A 20,961-nucleotide genomic window follows, 5' to 3' on the forward strand; every position below is an offset into this window, starting at 1 on the left:
AAGGCGACGACCACGGTCGCGTGCACGATCGGCGAGGTGAAGCTCCAGCAGGAGAATGCGACGATCGTCACCGCCGCGGCCGACAATCCCGGCCGCGCTTGAGCCGCGCCGGATCCGTTCCGGGGCGGCAGGAGCCGGGCATGACCCCTGCCGCCGCCGGCATCAACTTCTACGCGGAGCGGCTGGTATCAGTCCAGGTCATCGTTAGAACCCCCTAGCCGGCCGGGTGCCCGGCGGCCTCGCAGGCCTTGACCTTCGCCTTCTCCGAGGAGTCCTCTGTGCGGTCGGCGGCTTTCTCCGACTTGTCCTCGGCGTGGTCGCCGGCCTTGCTGGCGCGGCCGCTCTTCTCGGAGGTGTCTTCGGTGCGGTCGCCCGCCTTCTCAGAAGCGTCTTCGGTGCGGTCGCCCGCCTTGCAGGCGTCCTCGGTCTTGGACTCGGCCTTGCTCGATGCGATCGCGCTGACGCAATCGCCGTGGGTGTCGCCCGGACCGTGCGGGCACGTCGTCCGTGCCGCCAATGAGACGCTGTCGCCGTGCGAATCGGAGTTGCCGTCGCCGGCGGTCGTCGCCGTGCTGGCGAGGGCGGTTCCGGTTCCCAGAACCACGACGGCGCTCACCCCGAGAATCGCGAGTCGTAACTTGTACATCCGTTGCCTCCTGGCTTCCTGGCTTCGGGCAGGGATACCGCTCCCATCGCCCTCTCCGGCCAGAACAAACGCTGGAGGGTGCGGAAGTACCCGAAACCTCTATGTCAGGTGCCGGAACGGCTCCGGCACGTAATCCGCCAGCACCTGCTTCCACTCGTCGCTGAGCGTGGCCTTGACGGTGGCGTCTTCTTTGGCGAGCCACGCGAGATGGCGGAGGCCGTGCTCCAGGACCTGCCAGGAGGCGATCGCGGTGGGTGCGCTCGTGGTCCCCGCGCGGGCGAGCTCGATGCGGGTGATCGGTACGCCGGCCAGCTGGGGCGCCTGGTGCTCCGCGTTGACGACGACAAAGCTCAGCACGACCGACCCGCGGTGGCGGCGCCACGAGGTCGAGTGCACGAGGAGAGGGGGGCCCATGAGGTCGCGCGAGAGCCGCGCTACGACCGCCACCGGATCGTCGTCGGCCCCGACCTCGACATACCAGGGATCCGGGCCGCAGGGCCCGGCCAGCTCGGCGCTCCCAGCCCGCAGCCGGAGCACGAACACCTCGGCCTGGACCGGCCCGGAGGTCGCCCAGGGTTCGCCGCGCCGAGGGCGTCGTGTCAGCTCGGGCGTGCCATTGCGAGCACCTGCTCGCGCGTCACTTTCATGTTGTGCGCTTCCCGGCCGTGCTTCTGAACGATGGGGACGAGGGTCTTTACCCGGCCGCGAGCCTCGAACCCGCATTCGCATCGCACCACCAGCTCACTGTTCACCCGGACCTCGGTCATGGTGGGCAGAGGCTACCACCGGCGGGCGCGCCCCGGGCGGCGTTCGAGTGGCTGCGGACGACGCCCGAGGCCGCACGATAAGAAGGTGATGGGAGCCAGGTCACGGCTCGCCGGTCTGGCCCTGGCCGGTCTGCTTCTGGGCGCCTGCACGGCCGGCTCCCAGGCGGCGCCGCCGGCGCCGCGGCACGTGTTCGTGATCGTGATGGAGAACAAATCGCCGCAGGAGGCGCTGACCGGGCCCTTCACGGCGTCGCTCGCGGCGAGGTACAGGGAGGCGGTGAACTACCGGGCGGTGGCGCGCCCCAGCGTGCCGAACTACCTGGCGCTGACGTCGGGGCAGACCTGGGGCGTGGCGGATGACGGCTACCACGTCCTCCCGAGATCAGACCTCGGCGACCAGCTGACCGCGGCCGGGGTGAGCTGGCGCGCCTATATGGAGGGCCTTGCCTCGCGGGACTGCCTCGACAGCCCCCTCCCATATGACCCGGGCCACAACCCATTCGCCTTCTACGGCGGGCGATGCCCCGCCAACGTCGTGCCCCTCACCTCGCTCGCGGCCGACCTCGCCGGCCCGGCCCCGCGTTTCGCCTGGATCACTCCCGACCGGTGCCACGACACCCACGACTGCCCGGTGCCGGCCGGCGACGACTGGCTGCGCCAGACCGTGACCCTGATCATGCGTTCGAAGGCTTGGGGCGACGACGCGATCCTGCTCATCACCTGGGACGAGGACGACGGCAGCGCCGGAAATCGCGTCCTGACCCTGGTCGTGGGGCGCTGGCTCAGCCACCGGGTGAGCCACCAGCCATATACCCACTACTCCCTTCTGGCGACGATCGAGGACCTGTTGGGCGTCGGGCGGCTGGGCCAGGCGGCCGGCGCGCGTCCGATGCGAGACCTGGTTTCGCCCTAGCGGCGGGTGCGGCTGAATTCGAGACTGGCGGGGGGCGGCGGTTTGTGGCAGGCTCGGTGGAGAAGGCAGGGGCACTCGAGCGGCGTGGCGCTCGGCGCTCCGATCGGCCAGCAAGGAGGTAGTGGTGAGACGAATTCGATTCCTGCTCTTGCCGTGCACCCTGGTCGTGGTGCTGGCCCAAGCCTCACCGGGCGCGGCCGGCCCGCCGGCCAACATCCGGGTGACCCATGACGCGGGCAGCGTGTACCTCAGCGCCGATCAGCTGAGTGGCGGGACCTATACCGACACCACCCTGGTCCGATGCGGCACCGACCGGCGCATGCAGAACGAGCCGACCCTGGCGATCGATCCGCGCAACACGATGGTGCGCACGTCAGGCAGCAACGACTACTGCACGGTGCCGACCAACCACGACGCGTGGGCCGGTTTCTACCGCTCCGGCAACGGGGGCACGACCTGGGTCGACACCCTGCTCCCGGGCTACTTGCATGACGCCTCCGCTCAGGGCCTCGCCAGCCCGGTGCACCAGATGGCGCTCGGCGGCGCCATCGCCGCCGGCGACCCGGTCCAGGCCTGGGACAAGGATGGCAACCTCTTTTTCATGGGCAACAACTTCAACCGCGGCTTCGAGGATGGAAGATCCGGGGCGTTCCGCGACAACACCGGCGATGTGTGGGTGGCGACCTACGCCCCAGCCAACCCCTCCGACAGCACGACTGACGGTTCGCGTTACGTGCGGACCGTGATCCTCGCGGCCAACACCTTCGGGCTGGGATCCTTCAATGACAAGACCGGGATCCAGGTCGACCAGACCGGCTCGCCTTTTGCCGGCAACGTCTACGCGGCGTGGTCCGATTTCCACGGTGGAGGCTGCAACGAGATCGTCTTCTCGCGCTCGACCGACCACGGCGCCACCTTCAGCGCGCCGATGAAGATCAGCAGCGTGTGCAACAACCAGGGCCCGAACATCGCGATCGGTCCCAGCGGCCAGGTTTACGTCTCGTGGTTCGCCACCACCGGCGGCACCAGGGCCCTGGGCGGCAATTTCGTCGAGGGGGCCGCCTTCGCCAGCTCCTCCGACGGCGGGCAGACCTTCAGCAAGGCGAGCATCGTCGTGCAGTTCAACCCCTTCACCTCGAGCGCTTTCTCCGGGAATGGCGCTCGTGACTGTGGCGACGGCCTGTTCGCCTGCCCGACCGGCTTCACCTTCCCTCGCTTCGACCTCGCCCAGCCGACCATCGCGACCGATGGCGGCAACATCTACATGGCGTTCATGACCGCCCTGCCTTCCGGGCAGGGGCAGACCCAGTTCGTGAAGTCGAGCAGCGGCGGCGCGATCTGGTCCACCGCCGCGGCGGTCGACCCGCAGGCGTCCGGCCATCAGTTCTTTCCGTGGATCACGGCGTCGAGCGGGCGGCTGAGCGTCGTTGATTACGACAGCCGGCATGACGTCAACTACGAACCGACCCGCCCGCCCTGCAACAGTCCGACCGGCGTGGGCAGCGCGTGCCTGGCGGTGCGGTACTCGAGCTCGACCAATGGTGGAGCCAGCTGGTCGCACCAGGAGCTGACCACCGCGTTCACCAACCCCAACCTCGAGCAGTTCGGCGGGCGGCTGGTGCCGTTTTTCGGCGACTACATCACGGTCTCGGCCGTCGGCGGCTCCATCGCCGCGGTCTGGACCGACCAGCGTGACGCGGTCCTGGGTGGCGGGGGCACCGGGGGCGTCGACGGCGATGACGTGCTCGGCGACCCGGCGGCGGGCGGAACCTGCTTGTCGTCGTTTCGCGCCTGCTTCGACACCGGCGGTCTCGACCAGAACATCTACACCGCCAACGTCACGGCCGGCGCCGGCTGATGATCGACGGGCGGCGGGGCGCCACGCTTCCGCCGCCCGCCCCTCGTCGCGTGGCGCGCGCAACCTCCACCAGCTTGGTCCGGCCGCGTGCTCCTGAACGCAACCTGACCGCCGAGATCGGCACTCCGAGCTCGCCGGCGACCGCTTGCAAAACGGCTTGATTGGCGGCGCCGGCGACCGGCGGCGCGGTCACCCAGACCTCGAGCCCCTCATCCTTCCAGGCCACCTTCGCCCGCGACGCGCGGGTATGGACGCGGACGCTGATGAGCACAGCCGATCTACCTTATCTGTGTGTCGGTCATCGTCTGCGACGTCGGCCCCCGTGACGGGCTGCAGAACGAGGCGCGGGTCCTCGACGTCGCCGTTCGGGCCGAGCTGTGCGATCGCCTCGCCGCGGCCGGCCTCAGGCGCATGGAGGCGGCGAGCTTCGTCAACCCCAAACTCGTCCCGCAGATGGCGGGGGCGGAGGGCGTCATGGCGGCGCTGCGGCGGCGGCCGGGAACCGCATATGCCGGCCTGGTCCTCAACGAAAGGGGCTACGAGCGCGCGCTGGCGGCGGGCGTCGATGAGGTCCACTACGCGTTTGCCGCCACCGACGAGTTCGGAAGGCGCAACCAGAACGCCACCACCGAGCAGGGGCTGCAAACGGCGCTGGCGCTGGTGGCGCGAGCGCGCGTCGACAGGCTTCCCATCACGGTCACGGTGAGCGTCTCGTTCGGCTGTCCGTTCGAGGGACCGGTGCCGGCGAAACGGGTGCTCGGCATCGTCGAGCGCCTGATGGCGGTGCCCGCGGATGAAATCTGCCTGGCCGACACGATCGGGGTCGGGGTGCCGGCTCAGGTCAAGGAGCTGGTCGGGGGGGCCAGGCGACTCGGGGCGGCCGCCGGGGCTCATTTTCACAACACGCGCAACACCGGGTTCGCCAACGCGGTGGAGGCGCTCAACCAGGGGGTGGTTTCACTCGATGCCTCGGTCGGGGGAGCGGGAGGGTGCCCGTTCGCGCCGAAGGCGACGGGCAACATCGCCACCGAGGACCTGGTCTACTTGCTACGCGGCCTCGGCGTCGATACCGGCATCGACCTGGCGGCGTTGATCGAGACCTCGCGGTGGCTGGGCGGGCAGCTCGGTAGAGAACTGCCCGGCCTGGTCGCGCGCGCGGGCGACTTTCCCTATCGGAACTAGCTAGTCCCTGGTGGACTCCAGCCCGTACAGGGCGCCGAACTTGCTCTGGACGTACTCGATCCACGGTGCCGCCGTGAGCGGCTTGCCCGTTGCCCTTTCGAGCAGCTCGTTCGGCGTGAACTTTCGGCCGTGCCGGTGCACGTTCTTCCGCAGCCAGCCGAGCAGGTTCGTGAACTCGCCCTTTTCGATCTGCGCGTCCAGGTCGGGGATGTCGGCCCGCATCTTCTCCATGAGCTGCGCGCCGATCAGGTTGCCGAGGGTGTAGCCCGGGAAGATCCCGAAGCTGACCGACGACCAGTGGATGTCCTGCAGGGCGCCCTCGCGGTCGTTCGGCACATCGACGCCAAGGTACGACTCGACCCGAGCCCTCCACGCTTCCGGTAGATCCCTCACCTTGAGCGTGCCCTCGAGCATCTCGTTCTCGAGCTCGAACCGGAGCAGGACGTGCATGTTGTAGGTCACCTCGTCCGCCTCCACGCGGATGAGGGATGGGTACGACTTGTTCACCGCCCTGAAGAACGCCTCGTCATCGACCCCGCGCAGCGGCTCCGGGAAAGTGGCGCGGAGGCTGGGGTAGAAGTGCTTCCAGAACGCGCGGCCGCGGCCGATCAGGTTCTCCCAGAGGCGGGACTGCGACTCGTGCACACCGGGCGAGGCTCCATCCCACAGCGGAGTGCGATCGAGGTCATGGCCGATGCCCTGGTTGTACATGGCGTGGCCTGACTCGTGGATCGAGCCGAAGAGGCACTCGTTGAAGAAGTCGCGCGATACGCGGGTGGTGATGCGCACGTCGCCGGGCCCGAACGAGGTGGAGAAAGGGTGGGTCGAGATATCCTGCCGGCCGCGTTCGAGGTCGTAGCCGAGCGTGGAGACGAGCTCGAGGGCGTACCTGACCTGAAGCGCCGGCTCAAACCCGCGATACAGCACCCGGTCGTCGACGGCGTCGGCATGCCGCGCGATATCCGCGATCAGTGGCACGATGGCCTTCTTGAGCTGGTCGAAAATCGTCTCCAGCTCGTTGGTGGTCATGCCCGGCTCCGTCCGGTCGAGCAATGCGTCGTAAGGCCGCTTCTGGTAGCCGAGTGAGTCAGCGATCCGGCGGTTGAGCTCGACGTTCTTCTCGAGGTATGGGGCGAAGAGCTTGAAGTCGGCGTCGCGGCGCGCCCTCTCCCATACCGGGCGTGCGGTGGAACCCGCCGCCGCGGCCTCCGCCACCAGCTCGGGCGGCAGTTTTCGAGCCTGCTCGTAATCCCGTCGCGTCACGCGGACCAGGCTCGCTTCGTATGAGTCGAACGGCCGGCTCGAAACCTCGTCCTCGAGCGCGTCGAGCAGGCGGCCCACGTCGTCGGAGATGAGGCGGACGTGGGACATCCGCAGGAGCGTCGAGAGCTGCTCAGCGCGCGCGGCGACACCGCCGGGCGGCATGTAGGTTTCCTGGTCCCACTCGAGCAACGCGGCGGCGCGGCTGAGGTCGGTGACCTCGGCCAGGATTGCCTTCAGCCGCTCCAGTTTCTCGCTCATACTCTGTGCCCCAAGCGTGTGCGCGTGCTCGCGAGCCTTGCGCGTATTCTCCCGAATGGCGCAGCCGCCCCGCTAGCTCAGTGGATAGAGCATCTGCCTTCTAAGCAGAGGGTCGGGGGTTCGAATCCCTCGCGGGGCGCCAATGTCCTGTCTCAGGACATAGTGGACTCTTTTGCTCTATGTCTCATGAGATCGTAGACCCGGTGTTGAGAGCGGCCGGCTGACTGTCACGGCCGGGGTCGAGCTGCGGGAGATTGGGTGAGACCGTGCCAGCTCAGTTGGGCTGGCTCCGCTGACGACGACTGCCTCCACGAGGAACCGCCCAAGATCCATGGCCCCACCTCCAGGTGGAGTCCACTATGTCCTGAGACATGCACCCGACTACCGGTCGCTTATGTCTTGAACTCAGACACCTCGCGGGGCGCCAACCCGGCAGCTTTGATGTCTTAGTGTGGGCAGTTGGTGATTGGCCCCAGCGTCGACACCCTTACGCTTGAAAGTGTCTCCCTGGTACCTCGGATGCCAGTGAGCACAAGCAAATCGCCGGCTCCGGCGGCAGAGCCTCCGGGAAAGTCGAAGCCTCTTCCCGTGCTTAGGTCGACCAACGTGGTTAGACCTCCCGACCACCAAATGAGATCATTGCCGGCGATAAACGGAAACTGCGCGAAGTGCATGCCGTCCGCCGGTAGCCCGAAGCTGGTCACGCTTCCGTCCTGGACATCTTGAGCGACCCAGGAGTGGCCGTCAGGCGTCCACACGACGTAATCTGCCGAGCCCGCGGCGTACTCCATCATTCGCGGGCGCTACCCATGGCCCACTCGGCGTGGCCATGAGGTCAAATGGCGAATGTGAGGCAGCCGCGGCCGCTAACTCCGAATCGTGGCGTTAGTAGTTATGTGAGCGAGGTCGCCGTGGCAACGCTCGAGGGAGATCGGCGTTCCCGTGCTAGCACCGGTGCTTTGACGCCACAGGAGCTCTGGGACCGCTATGGGGAGTCTGTATGCAGGTTCGCCGCGTTGGTCGCCAGCAGCGATGCCGAAGCCGAGGACATCGCGCAGGAGTCGTTGCTCCGCGCCATGAGGGCACTTCCACGCTGGACGGCGAAGGGACGCGGCATCGAGGCTTGGCTGTGGCGGATCGTCCAGAACACAGCCCGCGACTTCGGTCGTGCCGCACGCCGGCGAAGGATGTTGGTCGAACGAGTATTCCTGTTACTCGAGCGGAAAGGCCAGCCTTGGCCTGACGTCGACGCTCGCGTCGAGTCCGCGGACATAGTCGCGGCGATCCGCTCGTTGCCTGGGCACAGCCGCACGTTGATCGGTCTACGCTTCGGGGCCGATCTCGACTACGAGTCAGTCGGTAAGGCGGTGGGCCTCTCGCCAGTCGCTGCTAGAGCCGCTACGCGACGAGCGCTTTTGGCGCTCAAACAGGAACTCGAAAGGAGGGGCTCAAGATGAACGCAGAGTTCAGCGAGGGGACGTTGGCCACCCGGATTAGAACCGTCCGTGTGATCGAGCCAGATGTCGTGTGGGAGCGAGCGCACGGCATGCGACCACCAGTGTCCCGAATCACCGGGGTCCATGTTGGTCAGCGTCACCGTCTGGCGGTTGCAATCGTTGCCGCTATCCTCGTGACACTCGTTGGTGGGACGGCCATTGCGGTCACGACGTTGACGCGACCTGCCTTCGTATTCGGGAAACCGGTCACGCAGTCGTCGGGCGGGAACTTTCCGGCCCACATGGGTTGGCCGGGTCACCCCATCATCACGTCTATCGACGAGGCGAGTCGCCTTTCAGGATTCCAGGTGCTAATCGTGGAGCCGCGTGCGGGGATTGCGCTGAACTCGGTCACATACGTGCCAGAGGTTGTTCCGGCGAGCGAGCCGGCCCCAATGACAGGCGGGTCGGTGACGCTGGATTACACGATAGACGGGACCGAAGTTCAGCTCAACGAATTCTTGGATCTCCACCCGTCGGCTCCTCTCGTGATTAATCAGAAAATTGGGCCAGGCTATACGGGACCGCTCTGTTCTAGCGTCGAGACGATTCAAGGCGGACAGTACGTCTTTGTTCGCTGTCCAGATGGCAAGGCCATCGCTAGCGTCTTTTGGAAGACACTTGATGGGGTTGACATTTCACTGGTGCCGGTGATGACATCACCGTCAGGCCAAAAAGGTAGCCAGTCGAATGGGCTGTCGATAGAGGTGATCCAGGCTGTGATCTCCGGCCTTCGATAATCGCCGCGTTTCATGTAGTACATCTTGTAGTCGTTCAGCTGAAGACTTGGCGGGCCGCAGTGACGATCCAGAGGCCTGGCACAGCGTGTTCGAAGGCGTCTGAATGTCGTTGGTCTCTTGGTCACGCAAGCTCACTCGACTCTGGGTGCGGCTGGATTGCGCGCGGCGGAGGATCTCCAAGGCTCCTGTCCGCCGGAGCGTCGCCTTATATGAGCTACGGCCCACCACTGCTTCCGTAACGCGAACCGGCGCAGTGGGAAGCCGGAAGGTTGGGACGATCTTGTCGCGACTCTCGACCCTGACCTCGACGATCAGCTCTTTGAGCAGCGCTTTCGCTGTCCGGGCGTGCCGTTGAGCATCGCGTCGCGGAGTGCCTCCTCCACGTCCCGCACGGCCTTCTTGCTCGGCGCCTCGACGCTTTTCGCGGAGTCGCGGACTTCCTCGAGCTTTGCACGAAGGTCAGTCAACCGACGCTCAAGGGCGTCAACTCGACTAGCGAACCGCGTCTCAGGTAGCCGGCCGTTCTCGAAGGCGTCGAAGTAGCGCTGCACGGCAGACTCGTTCCCTGAAATCTCCGCCTCCAGGCGCCGGACCTGTGACGCGCTGTCGGGTCCTTGTTCGGCGGCCCGTGAGTGCCAACGCTCGATAGCGGCACCGACGACTTCTGAGTCCGCATATGTAGCCATCAGAGACTCAAGGACCGCCTGGTCGAGCAGATCCGCCCGCAGAACGTCAGAGCGACAGCCTTGCCTGCCGTGGCGATTCCTTGAGAAGCACGTGTAATAGCGATAGCGCGCGTTGCGGCCATGAGCGGCGGTACCCACGTAGCGCTTCCCACACGAGGCGCACACAACGAGCCCACTGAGCAGAAAGTCGGTGGTGTTGCTGCGCCGTGCCGAAGCGTCTTCGCAACGCAATCGCAGAAGGCGTTCGGCTTTGGCGAAGACGTCAGCTTCGATGAGCGCAGGGTGAGGCGCGTCGTACCGCACGTCGCGGAAGGCGATCTTGCCCACGTACGCCGGATTCCGGAGCACGTTGAGGACGCTGACATGGCTCCAGAGCTGACCGGGTCGCGACCGGTAGCCGTGGTGCGACAAATAGCTCGCCACGCCGCGCGCGCCAAGTCGCTTCTTCGTGTAGAGGTCGAAGATCAGGCGTGCGACGGGCGCTTCTGCCTCGTTCGTCTCCAAGAGCGCCGTGTCTCGGTTGAGGCGATAGCCGTAAGGAGCTTGCCCACCGAGTCACTCGCCGCGAGCAGCCTTGCGCTCCATGCCCGCAATCACACGGTCGATCAGAGTCGCCCGCTCGAACTCGGCGAATACGCCGAGCATCTGGACCATCATCCGACCCGCCGCCGTACCGGTGTCGAAGGGCTCCGTCGCGGAGCGGAAACTCACGCCGGCGTGGTCGAGGTCTTCGAGGATCTGCGCCAGGCCTCGGACGGAGCGCGACAAACGGTCGACTCGATAGACGAGCAGCATGTCGTAACGCTTCGCTCGCGCGAAAGCGAACGCTTGCTGAAGACCGGGACGATCCAGAGTCGAGCCGCTCATCTGATCGGTGAAGCGATGAACGAGTTGCCAGCTGTCCTGGCTCTGTATGTACGAACCCAGACGTTGCGCTTGGGCTTCGAGCGAGAACGGCTGGTGTTCCTCGTCGGTTGAGATTCGTGTGTACGTCGCCACGCGAACGGCGCTGCTCACGAATGGCGATGGCTTATCAGACACGGACACGTCTTATCACGGACTTCGTTGAAGGGGAATCCCCTTCGCGTCGTCCTAGGTCCACCAGCAGCTCGGCGAGGACTTCAACCGCGCGCGCAAAGTGTTCATCCGACATCGGGACGATCCGCGGCGAAGCGATGTTCAGCACCAGCGAATCCCGTGGATACCGGGGTCCGAGTCTGACCCCCGGTCGCACGTGGGCCGAGGGCGAGGTTCGCCAGCGAGGCGCGTGCCGTTTCATATCTATACAATCTCCATTCAGAAAGGTCCCACTCACCTTGAATCTGCGAGATTTGGTGAAATGCGAGCGCTGAGGCTGGTGAAGCTAGACAAAGCTGCCCACCGTCTGAGGTGCCACGTCGAGACGCTGCGAGTCCACATCCGGACGGGACGGCTGCGGGCGATTCGAGGGCCGCACGGCGCTTACTACGTGGACGCTGAGGTCCTTGCGTCCTATCCGAGACCGCATAGGGGCTGGCCTGCGCCGGAGAAGTTCGCGGAGGAGGACCTGGAACGGTCGTGGTCTTTTGTCGAAGGGGTCCTTCCAAAAGCGAGAGTGTGGCGCGATCGCGAGCTTGCACTCGTGGATGAACTCCACGCACATCCTGAGCGGAACCGTCGGCTGTACCGCTTGATTTCGGTGCATTGCCTTCGCCGGCTCGGCCTGACATTTGGTCAGATCGCCGCCGAGTTGGGCATCACGCCGCGGCACGCCCGTCGCCTCAGCGACGCGAGCCTGTTTCTCGCTCTGCGTCGCGAACTCGTTCGGAGAGACAAAGCTCAGACACAGGCCGCCGCGCTGGCTATGCGCCGCCAGGACCGGGACCTACTTCGACGCCGGCGCTGGCCACCCCGCCGCGCCAGTTGACTCGCGGTCTCGGCGCTTGTCGATGGTCTCTGCGCGGAGGCTCAGGTGACTCGGAGCTGGTTCCCGATCAGCCCATTGGTCGATGTCGAAACTGATTTCTGGCCAACTCTCTCTCGGGTGGTTTGGTCTTCCGGTGAGCTCGAAACGTAACTGGCATGCGCCACTTGAGCGACTACTTGACTGGCAGTAAGCACACGCATGTGTTTACGGATACTGTCCGGAGTTGTGAACGCGTTTTTGATCTCGTTTAGGCCGGTTTTGTGGACTTGACTGCGACCCCCACTGCGAACCCTCTTGCGAAATTGTCGTCGGCTCTCGTCTTTCCGTAACGCGAACCGAAGTCACTCTGTCCTACCGAGTCCAGCCTCCGAGTACGTGTTGGCCGCGCCGCGCCCCCACCCGATCCTCCAGAGACGCTTGGCCGTCAGGCGAGGCGCCACGCGTGTGGATCTTCAGGATCGGGTGCACCGGCGTTCGAGCCGGGCCCCCAAACGATCGCGCGACCCTCTTCGAACACGACCATCGAGCCTTCCGGCATACATAGGTACGGCATGACGAATGGTCGCGGGTGGACCAGGTGAGTGAGGTGGTGACGGTGCCACTGGTCGGCGGGATGATCGGCGCCACCGCAATGCAGCTGCCAACCCGAGCCCCAAGGCGAGGTTGATCGGTCGACCGTACCGCGCTCGGCGACGAGCCTTCCTGTGTAGTCGTCGGTGATGTGGACGCACGCAAGAGCGAAGTGTCCTCGGTTCGGGTAGTCGGCCTGGCCCGTGAGCCGATTGCGGCGCATCACTGCTTCACCGGCCCGCCGCAACGCGATCGCTCGCTGAACCCCCGGTCCCCAATGTGTGGGATGGTCGGGACCCAGCGGTTCGGTGTCTTCCTCGATCTCCAAGATGCTCGGGCGTGAATCGTTGAATCGCAGCATGGTCCATCCGTACGCGAACGTCTGGCCGGCGATGATCCGAGCCCCGGAGTCGATCACATACGCGGCGATGAATCGCAAGACACTCATTACCTGGTGGTCGGCGTCGTGTGGCAGGCCGGCGGGCACGCGGGCGCCGATATCACGCTGACCGATAGCGTCCAGCCCTGCCGATCGCACGATCCGATCGCCAGCTGGCAGCTTGTCGACGGCGTACTGGATTTGCTGCTTGGGGTCGTCGCGCCTGTCGGGAGCCACCGCAGAGATGCTGGCTACTGTACAGGGATGACCTTGATCGCTACGCCCGACTGGGGGATCCTGGCCACTGTCGCGGCGCGCATTTCGTGCCTGATCAACGCCTGCTAATCGGCGGATTCGACACCATGTCGCCGGATCGTCCGGCTTAGGTCGATCGTCGGTCCACACACCTCGATCCGGTTCGCGTTACGGAAACTACGGCCCAGGTCGGAGGACTCGAACCCCAATTCGAAATCGGCCTTCCTAGCGCTTACTACAGTAGGAGCTGCCTTCTAGGCAGAAGGTCGGGGGTTCGAATCCCTCGCGGGGCGCCATTTTTGAAGCCTGAGCCCGAGGTGGGCCCGCGGGATACGTCACACTTGCACACCGTGCCCGTGCGCGCGCTTGAGGTCGAATGGCAACTGACGGACTTCGTCCAGCCATTCGACCCGAGCTTTTCGGCGCGGTTCGCGGAGCCGAAAAATCAATAAGCGGGCCGTAATCGTCGCGGTCGTCGTCGGAGTCGCGGCCGTCGGCGCGCTGATCGGCATGTCCCTGGCGCACAGGTCCGCGGGTCACGCCCGCGCGGCGACGGTAGCCGTCTCCCCGTCACCGACCGTCGCGACGCCGTCGTCGTCTCCGAGCCGGTCTCCTTCCCCGAGCAGCGTCGGCGTACCGGCTCCGTCGCCGGCGCCCGCGGCAACACCGCGTTCGACACCGTCACCGCGGCCGGGAACGTCTCCGGCACCATCGTCGACGCCGTCGCCCTCGCCGTCTCCGAACCCCACGCCGGGCCCATCACCGGTGCCGGCCCCGGTTTCGCTGTCGTGCCGAATCGACAGCCAGAACACGAACGTGCTGGTGACAGCTCCGGGCCAGCCGGTGACCTTTGAGGTCGTCGTGACGGGTACGACCCAGTCGTGGACGTGGACCGCGACCGTGTATCCGAAGTTCGAGAGTCCGACGACGACGAGCGGCGCCGGTACGTCGACCACGGTCGTCCGTCGGACCTGGGCGCGGGTCGTTGTTCAATTCACCGGCGGACCATACGGCGTCACGTGTATCGCGAACCCGCGCCAGGGTGAGTTCAACCAGACACGATGACGGCCGCGCCGAAATAGGCCGGCGCATCGCGAACCCGTGGGCGATGGGCGAGAGGGGAGCCGGCAGCAGCGCCCCGGAACGCGATCGTCTCGACGTGGATCTGCCAGATACGTCAGCGGACGGTGATCCGCTCCGATAATCAACCCCGAGGCAATCGATTCATCACGAGGAGGGCTTGATGTTCGGCAAGATCCTGCTGGCCGTGGGTGACTCCGAAGACGCGGGTGAGACCGTGCCGGTGGTCGCCGGGCTCGCCCATGCGTTCGGCTCCACCGTCCTGGTGATCCACATGCGGGAGCGGATCGTGACGCCGGTGGCCGTTCTGGAGCAGGAGACCATCCCGGAGTCGTTCCGGTTCGGCGAGGCGATCGCCCGGCAGCTCGTCGAAGCGGGTGTCAAGGCCTCATCCGACATCGACAGCCACCGGCCCGACCAGCTCGCCCAGTTCATCCTGGCCAAGGCGGCGGAGTTTCAGGCGGACCTGATCGTGATCGGCAGCCACCGCTCACACAATCTGCGCGAGCGGATCTTCGGCGACGTCGCCAAAACGATCGCTCATGGCACGGAATGTCCGCTGCTGCTGATGCCGAGCCCGCCCGAGTGAGCACGGCGGCGACCCGGCACCGAGCGCACGCCGTCGGGATCGGGGTCAGGCTCGAATTGGTGACCGTCGGCTGGATGGTCGTCGAGGCGGTCGCGGCGCTGGCGGCCGGAATCATCGCCCGCAGCGTGCTGCTCAGCGCGTTTGGCTTCGACTCGTTGATCGAGCTCCTGAGCGGCATCGTGCTGCTGCGGCGCCTGTCGGTGGAGGCTTCAGGCGCGGCCTCGGGCGAGGTCGAGCGTCTGGAAGCGTGGACGGCCCGCGTTGCCGCGGTTCTCCTCGTCCTTTTATGTATCTATGTCGTGGGCACGTCGCTGGCGGGGTTGTTCTTCGGCTTGAAGCCCGACGGTTCGCTCCTCGGAATCGGCGTCGCGGCGGTGGCGCTGGTGGCCATGCCGGTCCTGGCCCTGGGCAAGAACCGGGCGAACCGGATCATCGACAGCGCCTCGCTCCGCGCCGACGTCGCCGAGACGATCACCTGCGCGTTCATGGCCGGCGTCACGCTCGCGGGACTCGGACTGAGCATGCTGTCGGGCATCTGGTGGTTGCAGTACGTCGCCGCCCTGGCGCTTCTGATCTGGCTGGTGCCCGAGACTCGGGAAGCGATCGAGGTGGCAACGGGCGGGCATCGTGACTGAAGGGATCACATCACGTCCACTTCTTGATTGGAGGCAAGCGCGCCATGGCAACGGTTGATTTCGTCCACGAGCCACATCCGCATACGGAGAAGAGAAAGCTGAAGGCGCCACCCAAGGTGGCCGACGAGCACGTCGGCTTCAATGGCCGGCTGGGCGCGGCCATCACTCGCAGCGTGGGCACGATGTGGGCCTTCTATGTCGCGGCCGGGGTCATGGCCGTCTGGATGGTCCTGGCCGGCTTCGTCTGGGGCCCGCTGCACGGCGTCGACCCCTACCCGTTCGCCTTCCTGCTGTTCCTCGGCAACATCGTCCAGCTGCTGCTCATGTTCGTGATCATGGTCGGCCAGCAGGTGCTTGGAGGCGCCGCCGACAAGCGCGCCGTGGTCACCTACCAGGACGCCGAGGCGATCCTGCACGAGTGCCTGCAGATGCAGAGCCACCTGAAGGCCCAGGACCGCGCGCTGGAACACATCATCGCGCACATGCAAGGGCTGGACAGGAAGATGGCAAGATAGTCGGCGCGGGCTGGTTTGGCGAAGTGGAGGACCGCTCAGCGGTATTCAGATGACTGAAAGACCACAGGACGGACACGTGGATCACCCGAAGCGTGCACGGGACCATCGGCGGGTCATGGTGACGCAGCTCCTGCGCAGCCCCGTGCTGAACCCTGCCGGCGAGCCGGTGGGTCGAGTCGAGGATTTGATCGTCAGGCTCCTCGATGGCGGTTACCCGCCGATCACCGGGTTGAAGGTTCGCGTCGGCGCGCAGGATGTCTTCGTCGGGCGAGAGCTGATCGACAAGCTGGCGCCGGGTGCCGTGCGCCTCAACACTCACACCCTGCATACGGCAGCGTTCCAGCGGCGACCCGGCGAGGTGCTGCTGGCCGCTGACGTGCTCGGCCGCCATCTCGTCGACGTCGCGCGCGGCCGCATCGTCCAGGCGCACGACCTCGTCCTGGCGCAGGACGAGGATGGCTGGCGGCTGCAGGGCATCGACCGCAGCCCTCGCGCGATGCTCCGGCGCTGGGTGCCTCGTCGAGGCCGGCCCGACCTCCGCCGTCACGCGATCCTGGACTGGAAGGACGTCCAGCCCTTCGTCGGGCACGTCCCCACCGCCAAGCTGCTGATGCCCCTGCAGCGGCTCCGCCGCCTCCATCCCGCGCAGATCGCGGACATCGTCGAAGGGGCCTCGCACGAGGAAGGCGAGGAGATCATCCACGCGGTCGAGGGCGACGCCGAGCTGACGGCCGACGTGTTCGAGGAGCTCGACGCCGAGCACCGGGTGGAGTTCCTCAGGTCAAGGTCGAATGAGGAGGCGGCGCGGGTGCTCGACCGCATGGCGCCCGACGACGCCGCGGACCTGCTCGGGGAGCTGGACCAGGCACGCCGCAAGCCGGTGTTCGACCTGATGTCGGCAAGCCAGCAGCACAAGCTGCGCAAGCTTCTGCAATACCACCCGAGCACCGCGGGGGGGACGATGAGCCCGGACTACGTCTCGGTGAACCGTGACTCGACCGTCGATGCGGCGCTGGAGGCGGTACGCGCGGATGACAAGTCGCCTCACGCGCTCCTCGGCACCGTTTTCGTCACCGAGCCGGATGGGAAATACGTGGGCAGCGTGGCGGTGGTCGACCTGCTGCGCACTGACGGCACCCGCACGGTCGACGAGCTGGAGCTGACCAACTGCTGCGTCCACGGGAACGCCGACTTCGCCGACGTGACCCTGTTGATGGCGGATTACAACCTGACGGCGCTCGCGGTGACGGACGCCGCCGGGACTCTGATCGGGGCGATCTCCTCGGACGATGTCATTGAGGCCCTGGTGCCCGAACAGTGGCGCAATCGGGTCGAAGCGAGCTCCGGGGTCTGAGCCAGGATGGCTGAGCGCGAGCCACTGCAGGAAAACTCGCGCCCGGTCCCCACCTCGGCCGTTCTCGACACCGCGCACGTCGGCGACATCCACGGCGCCTTCGGCACCATCCGGCTCAGCGACGTCGCCCCCCGCCGGACCTGGCGCCGCCGCCTGCTCACCCTCGCCGCGATCGTCGGCCCCGGGATCATCGTCATGGTCGGCGACAACGACGCCGGCGGCGTTTCCACCTACGCGCAGGCGGGCCAGGACTACGGCTACTCGCTGCTCTGGACGCTGCTCCTCCTGATCCCCGTCCTGATCGTGAACCAGGAGATGGTGGTGCGGCTTGGGGCGGTGACCGGCGTCGGCCATGCGCGCCTTATCAATGAGCGGTTCGGCCGGTTCTGGGGATGGTTCTCGGTTGGCGACCTCTTCATCCTCAACTTTTTCACCATCGTCACCGAATTCATCGGCGTGAGCCTGTCCGCGGAATACTTCGGAATCAGCCAGTACATCGCGGTGCCCCTGGCGGCGCTGATCCTCATCCTCATCACGGTCAGCGGGAACTTCAGGCGGTGGGAGCGCGCCATGTTCGTGTTCCTGGGCGTGAGCTTGCTCGTCCTGCCGCTGGCCGTGCTCAGCCACCCCGAACCGGTGGCGTCGCTCAAGGGCTTTTTCGTCCCCGGTATCGAGGGCGGGTTCACCTCCGACGCGGCTCTGCTCATCATCGCCATCGTGGGCACCACCGTGGCCCCATGGCAGCTGTTCTTTCAGCAGTCCAACGTCGTCGACAAGCGCATCACGCCGCGCTGGTTCAGCTACGAAAAGGCGGACACGGCCATCGGGTCCGTGGTCGTGGTCGTCGGCGCGGCGGCGATCATGATGGCCGCCGCTTCCGCCTTCGCGGGGACCAAAGACTTCGGCAATTTCAGCAACGCGTATTGGACCGCGATCGGGCTCCAGCAGCACATCGGCCCCGTCGTCGGCGCGATCTTCGCGGTGCTCCTGTTCGACGCATCGATCGTCGGGGCGTCCGCCGTGACCCTCGCCACCTCGTACGCATTCGGCGACGTCTTCGGCATCCACCACTCGCTGCACCGCGGCATTCGCGAGGCGAAGACGTTCTACGGCTCATACGCGGCCATGGTCGCGTTGTCGGCGGCGATCGTCCTCATCCCCAGGGCGCCGCTCGGACTCATCACCACCGCGGTGCAGGCGCTGGCGGGCATTCTCCTGCCCAGCGCGTCGGTCTTCCTCGTCCTGCTGTGCAACGATCGCGAGGTCCTGGGGCCATGGGTCAACAAGCCCTGGTTGAACGTCGTCGCGACTTTGATCGTGAGCGTGCTGCTCGAGCTCTCGCTGATCCTGGTCGTCTCGACTCTGATTCCGTCCCTGAACGTGGGCACGCTGGTCGTCGTGCTCAGCGCGCTCCTGGCCGTGGCCATGCTCGCGGCCGCCGTCTTGATCTTGCGAAGCGGTCGTGGTGTCGCGGAACCGCCGATGTCGGCGGCCGAGAAGGAGAACTGGCGCATGCCGGGGCTGGCGCTGCTCCAGCGCCCGCAGTGGTCATTGGGCCGGAGGGTCGCGATGCTGGCGCTTCGCGGCTACCTGGTGGTGGCCGTCATCCTGCTCGTCGTCAAAGCGGTTCAGATCGCTCTGGGTCACCACTAGCTTCTTAACCAACCGCTTACAAGCCTCAACCGGGCCCAGGGCTAGAATGTTCGCCCGTGCCGCTCGGTAGCCGACCGGGGCACCGCGCCCGAGCTTCGCGCCGGCGCTTAAGCCCTCTACGCAGCCTTCTCCTTGCCGTGCTTGCCATCGCCATATCGGCGGCGGCGGGCGGCTTCGCCTACTTCATCCCGGCCGCCGCCGCCGCGATCGGGGCCACCGGCCAGGTGGTGAAGGTGCCATCACCCGCGCCGACGCTGCTATTCACCCCCTCGCCGTCGCCCAGCCCGCAGGTGCAGGGGGGGCCCTTCACGGTCCTGCTGCTCGGCTCGGACGACGACTCGAAGTTCAACGCCGACCACGTTCTGACCCAGTCGATGATCCTGGTCCGCGTCGTCCCGGCCACCAAGCAGGTCACGATGCTGTCGATCCCGCGCGACCTTTACGTGCCGCTGTCCGTCGGGGGTAGTGGGAAGATCGACGGCGCGTACTCGTATGGGGGTCCGGGCGCCGCGATCGCCACCGTCGAGCAGGACTTCGGCGTGCACGTCGACGACTACATCTGGGTGGGCCTGCTCGGCCTGATCAAGGTCATCGACGCTATCGGCGGCGTCGACGTGGTGACCAGCAACCCCGTGATCGATGACTACTACCCGCTGGACATCAACAGCAACTACCCCTACGGCTACCAGCGGGTGGCGGTGCTGGCTGGCCCGCAGCACCTGGACGGGACCCATGCGCTGCAGTACGTCCGGTCGCGGCACGGCGACCTGCAGAGTGACTTCGGCCGATCACAGCGCCAGCAGCAGGTCCTGCTGGCGATCCGTCAGAAGGCCAAGCAGCTCTCACCTGAGGACATACCCGGCCTGGCCACTGCCATCGGCGGAGAGCTCAAGACGAGCATCGGCCTGGATCGCGTGGCGCGCCTGGTGCCCCTGGCGGCCAGCTTTGACAACCCGGACTCGATCAAGCAGATCGTGCTCCTGCCGCCATACACCCACGGCGGAGGTCCGGACGGCAGCGTGATCGCGAACTGGAGCCTGATCCTCCCGCTGGTGCACCAGTACTTCCCATGATCTCGCGCTTCCTGCTCGCCGCCGGACTGGCCCTTTTGATGCTGGTCACCGGGTTCGGCTCGTACATGTACCTGGGCGCCCGCCAGTCGAAGGTCGCCGTGCCGCCGCAACGACCGACGGCGGCGACGCCGCGCGCGCAGGCGGTCACCCTTCCGGGCACGCTCTACCTCGCCCAGGGAGGCGCTCTGTACAGCCTGAGCGCGGGCCGGTTCCACCAGCTGACCGCGGAGGCCGGCTGGACCCAACCCGCTCTGTTCCCCGATGGCAGTAGCCTGCTCGCCGTCAAGCGGAGCGGCTTTTACTCGGACGTCTACCAGCTGGGCCTCTTCGGCCAGGTCCAGCGCCAGCTGACCAACAATGCCGCCGGCCCGCGCAGCTACGACACCGCCGACAACCATTGGTCCTTCTATCCCCGCCTGGCGGGCGACGGGAAGACGCTGTTCATGAGCTACGACGCGCCCAAGTTCGGTTATGACGCCCTGATGTCGGTGTGGGCGGTGCCATTCGGGGGCACGATCCACCAGGGCCGCCTGTGGACCAACTCCAACGACTACACGGGCGGGGACATGCAGCCCGTGCCCCTGCCTGGGGGCGGGATCGTCTACACCAAGTACTCGTACGGCCCAGACGACAGGCTGATCGGCCAGCTGTGGGTCACCACCCGGCCTCTGACTTACGGCCGGGAGTACGGTCATGCCCTGACGTCGCCGTCCGAGGACTGCGCCGAGCCCTCGCTGTCACCGGATGGGCACCAGCTGGCGATGATCTGCACCTACGAGAAGCAGCTCGCCGAGCTGGTCATCGCCCCGTTCGACGGCTCGAACCTGGGTGCACGCAAGACGGTGATCACCGACCAGATGGTGGCGCAGCCGGCCTGGGCGCCGGACGGCTCCGGGATCGCGTATTTCGCGCCGGCGGCGCCTGACGCCCCCTTCCAGCTGTGGTTCCTGCCGAAGGCTGCCTACAATCCGCCGGCGCCGAGCCCGATACCGACTCCGACGCCGACACCGGGAGGACCCCACAACGGCCCGCTGCCGTCCCCGACGCCCGTCGTCGTACAGCCCCCGCCGGTGGTGAGGCCCATCCAGGTCACGACCAACCTGGGCTTCGACGCCACGTCGCCCATCGCCTGGGCCGGCTGAG

At 66.4% G+C, this 20,961-nt stretch carries 21 protein-coding genes and 2 tRNA genes; 15 read left to right on the forward strand and 8 right to left on the reverse strand.

Going from position 1 to position 20,961, the window contains the following annotated elements; translation table 11 throughout:
* Positions 1–214 precede the first annotated feature (214 nt).
* A complete protein-coding gene (locus tag EPN29_00850) occupies positions 215–646 on the reverse strand; it encodes a hypothetical protein (protein ID TAN34898.1) in 432 nt (143 codons plus the stop codon).
* A 99-nt stretch (positions 647–745) separates the two neighbouring features.
* The gene (locus tag EPN29_00855) at positions 746–1,183 is read right to left on the reverse strand and encodes a hypothetical protein (GenBank protein TAN34899.1); all 438 of its coding nucleotides are present in this window, start codon (positions 1,181–1,183) and stop codon (positions 746–748) included.
* Between the two features lie 141 nt (positions 1,184–1,324).
* Here EPN29_00855 and EPN29_00860 point away from each other — a divergent pair, with 141 nt between their 5' ends.
* Positions 1,325–2,326 carry a hypothetical protein gene (locus EPN29_00860; protein TAN34900.1) on the forward strand — a complete coding sequence of 334 codons (1,002 nt, stop codon included), beginning with the start codon at positions 1,325–1,327 and terminating at the stop codon, positions 2,324–2,326.
* Positions 2,327–2,450: 124 nt separating this feature from the next.
* Positions 2,451–4,184: an exo-alpha-sialidase gene (locus EPN29_00865; GenBank protein TAN34901.1), complete on the forward strand. Its 1,734-nt coding sequence runs from the start codon at positions 2,451–2,453 to the stop codon at positions 4,182–4,184.
* Here EPN29_00865 and EPN29_00870 read toward each other — a convergent pair.
* Positions 4,165–4,455, reverse strand: coding sequence for a DUF167 domain-containing protein (locus EPN29_00870; protein ID TAN34902.1), 291 nt, complete (start codon positions 4,453–4,455; stop codon positions 4,165–4,167). The genes EPN29_00865 and EPN29_00870 overlap by 20 nt on opposite strands.
* 20 nt (positions 4,456–4,475) lie before the next feature.
* Here EPN29_00870 and EPN29_00875 point away from each other — a divergent pair, with 20 nt between their 5' ends.
* On the forward strand, positions 4,476–5,366 hold the full coding sequence (locus EPN29_00875; GenBank protein TAN34903.1) for a hydroxymethylglutaryl-CoA lyase: 891 nt from the start codon (positions 4,476–4,478) through the stop codon (positions 5,364–5,366).
* Here the strand turns inward: EPN29_00875 and EPN29_00880 are convergent, their stop codons facing one another.
* The gene (locus EPN29_00880) at positions 5,367–6,887 is read right to left on the reverse strand and encodes a carboxypeptidase M32 (GenBank protein TAN34904.1); all 1,521 of its coding nucleotides are present in this window, start codon (positions 6,885–6,887) and stop codon (positions 5,367–5,369) included.
* A gap of 66 nt (positions 6,888–6,953) precedes the next feature.
* On the opposite strand from EPN29_00880, the gene EPN29_00885 reads away from it, so the two are divergent.
* The 3 genes from EPN29_00885 (at position 6,954) to EPN29_00895 (ending at position 9,123) form a co-directional block, all read left to right on the forward strand.
* Positions 6,954–7,029 (forward strand) — tRNA-Arg (locus EPN29_00885).
* 697 nt (positions 7,030–7,726) lie between these two features.
* Complete coding sequence (locus EPN29_00890) at positions 7,727–8,344, forward strand: sigma-70 family RNA polymerase sigma factor (GenBank protein ID TAN34905.1); 618 nt, start codon at positions 7,727–7,729, stop codon at positions 8,342–8,344.
* Positions 8,341–9,123, forward strand: coding sequence for a hypothetical protein (locus EPN29_00895; protein TAN34906.1), 783 nt, complete (start codon positions 8,341–8,343; stop codon positions 9,121–9,123). Before EPN29_00890 ends, EPN29_00895 begins: the two co-directional genes overlap by 4 nt.
* Positions 9,124–9,434: 311 nt before the next feature.
* Here the strand turns inward: EPN29_00895 and EPN29_00900 are convergent, their stop codons facing one another.
* The 3 genes from EPN29_00900 to EPN29_00910 form a co-directional block, all read right to left on the reverse strand.
* The gene (locus EPN29_00900; protein ID TAN34907.1) at positions 9,435–10,313 is read right to left on the reverse strand and encodes a hypothetical protein; all 879 of its coding nucleotides are present in this window, start codon (positions 10,311–10,313) and stop codon (positions 9,435–9,437) included.
* 51 nt (positions 10,314–10,364) lie between these two features.
* Positions 10,365–10,856 (reverse strand): recombinase family protein, encoded by a 492-nt coding sequence (locus EPN29_00905; GenBank protein ID TAN34908.1) that lies wholly within the window; start codon positions 10,854–10,856, stop codon positions 10,365–10,367.
* A gap of 1,283 nt (positions 10,857–12,139) precedes the next feature.
* A complete protein-coding gene (locus tag EPN29_00910) occupies positions 12,140–12,733 on the reverse strand; it encodes a hypothetical protein (protein ID TAN34909.1) in 594 nt (197 codons plus the stop codon).
* 6 nt (positions 12,734–12,739) lie between these two features.
* Between EPN29_00910 and EPN29_00915 the strand changes: the two genes are divergently transcribed.
* On the forward strand, positions 12,740–13,009 hold the full coding sequence (locus tag EPN29_00915; GenBank protein TAN34910.1) for a hypothetical protein: 270 nt from the start codon (positions 12,740–12,742) through the stop codon (positions 13,007–13,009).
* A gap of 129 nt (positions 13,010–13,138) precedes the next feature.
* Positions 13,139–13,215, forward strand: a tRNA-Arg gene (locus EPN29_00920).
* A 240-nt stretch (positions 13,216–13,455) separates the two neighbouring features.
* Here EPN29_00920 and EPN29_00925 read toward each other — a convergent pair.
* A complete protein-coding gene (locus tag EPN29_00925) occupies positions 13,456–13,875 on the reverse strand; it encodes a hypothetical protein (protein ID TAN34911.1) in 420 nt (139 codons plus the stop codon).
* Between the two features lie 287 nt (positions 13,876–14,162).
* Here EPN29_00925 and EPN29_00930 point away from each other — a divergent pair, with 287 nt between their 5' ends.
* From EPN29_00930 to EPN29_00960, 7 genes are all read left to right on the forward strand, one after another.
* The gene (locus EPN29_00930; GenBank protein TAN34912.1) at positions 14,163–14,588 is read left to right on the forward strand and encodes a universal stress protein; all 426 of its coding nucleotides are present in this window, start codon (positions 14,163–14,165) and stop codon (positions 14,586–14,588) included.
* A complete protein-coding gene (locus EPN29_00935) occupies positions 14,552–15,223 on the forward strand; it encodes a cation transporter (protein TAN34913.1) in 672 nt (223 codons plus the stop codon). Before EPN29_00930 ends, EPN29_00935 begins: the two co-directional genes overlap by 37 nt.
* 44 nt (positions 15,224–15,267) lie before the next feature.
* Positions 15,268–15,738 carry a DUF1003 domain-containing protein gene (locus tag EPN29_00940; GenBank protein ID TAN34914.1) on the forward strand — a complete coding sequence of 157 codons (471 nt, stop codon included), beginning with the start codon at positions 15,268–15,270 and terminating at the stop codon, positions 15,736–15,738.
* 49 nt (positions 15,739–15,787) lie between these two features.
* On the forward strand, positions 15,788–17,092 hold the full coding sequence (locus tag EPN29_00945) for a magnesium transporter (protein ID TAN34915.1): 1,305 nt from the start codon (positions 15,788–15,790) through the stop codon (positions 17,090–17,092).
* A 6-nt stretch (positions 17,093–17,098) separates the two neighbouring features.
* Positions 17,099–18,745, forward strand: a complete 1,647-nt coding sequence (locus EPN29_00950; protein ID TAN34916.1) for a divalent metal cation transporter — start codon at positions 17,099–17,101, stop codon at positions 18,743–18,745.
* Positions 18,746–18,882: 137 nt separating this feature from the next.
* Positions 18,883–19,818, forward strand: coding sequence for a LytR family transcriptional regulator (locus EPN29_00955; protein ID TAN34917.1), 936 nt, complete (start codon positions 18,883–18,885; stop codon positions 19,816–19,818).
* Positions 19,815–20,960, forward strand: a complete 1,146-nt coding sequence (locus EPN29_00960; protein TAN34918.1) for a hypothetical protein — start codon at positions 19,815–19,817, stop codon at positions 20,958–20,960. The genes EPN29_00955 and EPN29_00960 overlap by 4 nt, the downstream gene beginning before the upstream one ends.
* Position 20,961: the final 1 nt, after the last annotated feature.

The organism is bacterium (genome assembly GCA_004299235.1).
GTDB lineage: Bacteria > Chloroflexota > Dormibacteria > Dormibacterales > Dormibacteraceae > SCQL01.